The following is a 3,162-nucleotide window of genomic DNA, read 5'->3' on the forward strand; positions in this document are numbered from 1 at the left end:
CTGCAGCGTGGTCAGCGACGGCGAGATGTTGCCGTTCTCGATCTTCGACAGCATGCCGAGCGAGATGCCGGTGGCGGCGGCCAGGTCCGTCACCGTGATTCCGAGCTTCTTGCGATAGGTCCGCACCTCGTGACCGATCGAAATTTCGCGGTTGTTGTCCTTCGGCTCGCGCACGGCGTGCGGATCCTGGGAAAATGCGGCGGCCTGGCCGCGCGCCGGGTCTTTGGGCTTGGATGTCATGAGGGGATCCTGGCGGGTGGCGCTCGGCACCCAGGCTATCCCCATAGTGAAATTCCCTCAACTCTGGAGAAAACTTACGCCCGACGCAGCTCGCTCGGCGTGCAACCATAGGCATCGCGGAACAGGCGGGAGAAGTGGCCGGCGCTGGAGAAGCCGGTCGCCACCGCGATCTCCGAGACCAGCAGCGGGCTCTGCTTCAGCAGGCGATGGGCGTGCTGCAGCCGGATCCGGCGATACTGGTCGAGGAAGCCGATGCCGAGATGGCCGGCGAACAGCCGGTCGAGATGCCGCGGCGTGACCCCAGCGATCCGCGCCATCGCCGCCCGGTCGAGCGGCGTTTCGATCGTCTCCTCCATCCGCTCCAGCACGGCGAGCAGGCCGGGATGATGCACGCCGTAGCGTTCGGCCAGCGACGCCCGCTGCGGCGCGGCCGGGTCGCCCAGCTGGGTGTGCAGGTACCAGTCGCTGACCCGCCGCGCGAAATCCGGCCCCATCCGCTCGGCGATCAGCACATGCATCATGTCGAGCGGCGCGACGCCGCCGCCGCAGGTGATGCGGTTGCCGTCGATCACGAAGCGCGCCTGCCGCGGCGCCAGGTCGGGGAACGCCTCCAGCAGCGCCGGCGCGTGCTCCCAATGGATGGTGAAGTCGCGCCCCGCCAGCAGGCCGGCCGCGGCCAGCAGATAGGGCCCACCGGAGATGCCGCCGATCCGGACGCCGTCGCGGGCCAGCTGCCGCAGGCAGGCGAAGATCGCCGGGTGGTGCCAGTCGCGCGGCGACCCGCCGGCACAGACGAACACCATGTCGAAGCCGGAGCCGTGCGACGGCAGGGCGGCCGCGGGCACGGCGATGCCGGAGGAGGACAAGGCCGGCGCGCCATCGGGCGAGAACGCCGAGACCCGGTAGATCTCCCGCCCCGCCAGCAGGTTGGCCGCCCGCAGCGGCTCGGTCGCCGCGGCGTAGGACATCAGCGCGAAGCCGGGGACCAGGATGAAGCCGACATTCATGTCCCTTTCTTATCGATTGCGGTCCCTTCCCGGCAAGCCATGCCCGAGGGTTCTGTCATGATGCGGGGGTCCTGCCGGGATTCACCGATGCGCTATTCCGCCCTTTCGATCTTCCTGAACGGCCTGCGCGGCAACGCGTCCTGGGCGCCGGCCTGGCGCAGCCCGTCGCCGAAGCCGCATTACGACGTGATCATCGTCGGCGGCGGCGGCCATGGCCTGGCCACCGCCTATTACCTGGCCAAGGAATTCGGCGTGACCAATGTCGCGGTGGTCGAGAAGGGCTATCTCGGCTCCGGCAACATCGGCCGCAACACCACGATCATCCGGTCCAACTACCTGCTGCCCGGCAACAACCCGTTCTACGAGCTGTCGATGAAGCTGTGGGAGGGGCTGGAGCAGGACTTCAACTTCAACGCCATGGTCTCGCAGCGCGGCGTCATCAACCTGTTCCATTCCGACGCGCAGCGCGACGCCTATACCCGCCGCGGCAACGCCATGCAGCTGCTGGGCGTCGGCGCCGACCTGCTGGACCGCGAAGCGCTGAAGGAGAAGCTGCCCTTCCTCGATTTCGACAACGCCCGCTTCCCGATCATGGGCGGCCTGCAGCAGCGCCGCGGCGGCACGGTGCGGCACGATGCGGTCGCCTGGGGCTATGCCCGCGGCGCCGACACCCGCGGCGTCGACATCATCACCCAGTGCGAGGTGACCGGCATCCGCAGCGAGGGCGGCCGGGTCACCGGCGTCGAGACCAGCCGCGGCTTCATCGGCTGCGGCAAGCTGGCCCTGGCCGCGGCCGGCAACTCCACCGTCGTCGCCGACATGGCCGGGCTGCGCCTGCCGATCGAGAGCCATGTGCTGCAGGCCTTCGTGTCCGAGGGACTGAAGCCGTTCATCGACACCGTTGTCACCTTCGGCGCCGGGCATTTCTACGTCTCGCAATCAGACAAGGGCGGGCTGGTCTTCGGCGGCGACATCGACGGCTACAACTCCTATGCCCAGCGCGGCAATCTGGCGACGGTCGAGCATGTCGCCGAGGCGGGCGTCGCCATGATCCCGGCGCTGTCGCGGGTGCGCACGCTGCGGGCCTGGGGCGGGGTGATGGACATGAGCATGGACGGGTCGCCGGTCATCGACCGCACCCATATCGACAACCTCTATCTGAACACCGGCTGGTGCTATGGCGGCTTCAAGGCCACCCCGGCCTCCGGCTTCTGCTATGCGCATCTGATCGCGAAGAACGAGCCGCACCAGACCGCGCGGGCGCTGCGCCTCGACCGGTTCGCGCGCGGCCATCTCCTCGACGAAAAGGGCGTCGGCGCCCAGCCGAACCTGCACTGAGGGCCCCGGACCATGGCCAGCCTGATCTCCTGCCCCCATTGCGGCCCGCGCCCGAAGGAGGAATTCACCATCCGCGGCGATGCCGGCCTGGAGCGCCCGGCGCCGGAGGCCGGCGCGGAGGCCTGGTACGCCTATGTCTATCTGCGCGACAACCCGCGCGGCCGGCACCGCGAGCACTGGCACCATTCCTCCGGCTGCCGGCGCTGGCTGGTGGTCGAGCGCGATACCGTGACCCATGCCGTCTACGGCGTCGCCGACGCGGCGCTGGCCAAGACCGACGGGTCGCCGGCATGACCAGTTCCCGCCTAGCCCAGGGCGGCCGCATCGACCGCGCCACGTCGCTCAATTTCAGCTTCGACGGCCGGCCGCTGCATGGCCATGCCGGCGACAGCCTGGCCTCCGCCCTGCTGGCGAACGGGGTCCAGCTGGTCGGCCGCAGCTTCAAGTACCACCGGCCACGCGGCATCCTGACCGCGGGTGCTGCCGAGCCGAATGCGCTGGTGACGGTCGGCGCCGGCGGCCGGACCGAGCCGAACACCCGCGCCACCATGGTCGAGCTGCATGACGGGCTGGCGGC

Annotated in this window: 5 protein-coding genes; 3 read left to right on the forward strand and 2 right to left on the reverse strand. The window is 69.6% G+C overall.

Annotation, left to right across the window (positions count from 1 at the left end):
* Together AC3XYG_RS04460 and AC3XYG_RS04465 are read right to left on the reverse strand one after the other, a co-directional pair.
* Positions 1 to 270, reverse strand: a 270-nt coding sequence (locus AC3XYG_RS04460; protein ID WP_489138609.1) for a helix-turn-helix domain-containing protein, incomplete at its 3' end; no start/stop codon positions are given.
* A gap of 44 nt (positions 271 to 314) precedes the next feature.
* Positions 315 to 1,247, reverse strand: a complete 933-nt coding sequence (locus tag AC3XYG_RS04465; protein WP_489138610.1) for a GlxA family transcriptional regulator — start codon at positions 1,245 to 1,247, stop codon at positions 315 to 317.
* 87 nt (positions 1,248 to 1,334) lie between these two features.
* Between AC3XYG_RS04465 and AC3XYG_RS04470 the strand changes: the two genes are divergently transcribed.
* The 3 genes from AC3XYG_RS04470 to AC3XYG_RS04480 form a co-directional block, all read left to right on the forward strand.
* Positions 1,335 to 2,585 (forward strand): sarcosine oxidase subunit beta family protein, encoded by a 1,251-nt coding sequence (locus AC3XYG_RS04470; RefSeq protein ID WP_489138611.1) that lies wholly within the window; start codon positions 1,335 to 1,337, stop codon positions 2,583 to 2,585.
* 12 nt (positions 2,586 to 2,597) lie between these two features.
* Entirely contained in the window at positions 2,598 to 2,879 is a 282-nt protein-coding gene (locus tag AC3XYG_RS04475; protein WP_489138612.1) for a sarcosine oxidase subunit delta, read from the forward strand.
* A partial coding sequence (locus AC3XYG_RS04480; RefSeq protein ID WP_489138613.1) for a 2Fe-2S iron-sulfur cluster-binding protein occupies positions 2,876 to 3,162 on the forward strand: 287 nt, incomplete at its 3' end. The genes AC3XYG_RS04475 and AC3XYG_RS04480, both read left to right, overlap by 4 nt.

It is taken from the genome of Inquilinus sp. (genome assembly GCF_057815775.1).

Coding starts and splice junctions, on each gene's coding strand:
- AC3XYG_RS04475 (WP_489138612.1), top strand. CDS start 2,598: ATGGCCAGCCTGATCTCCTGCCCCCATTGCGGCCCGCGCCCGAAGGAG.
- AC3XYG_RS04465 (WP_489138610.1), bottom strand. CDS start 1,247: ATGAATGTCGGCTTCATCCTGGTCCCCGGCTTCGCGCTGATGTCCTAC.
- AC3XYG_RS04470 (WP_489138611.1), top strand. CDS start 1,335: ATGCGCTATTCCGCCCTTTCGATCTTCCTGAACGGCCTGCGCGGCAAC.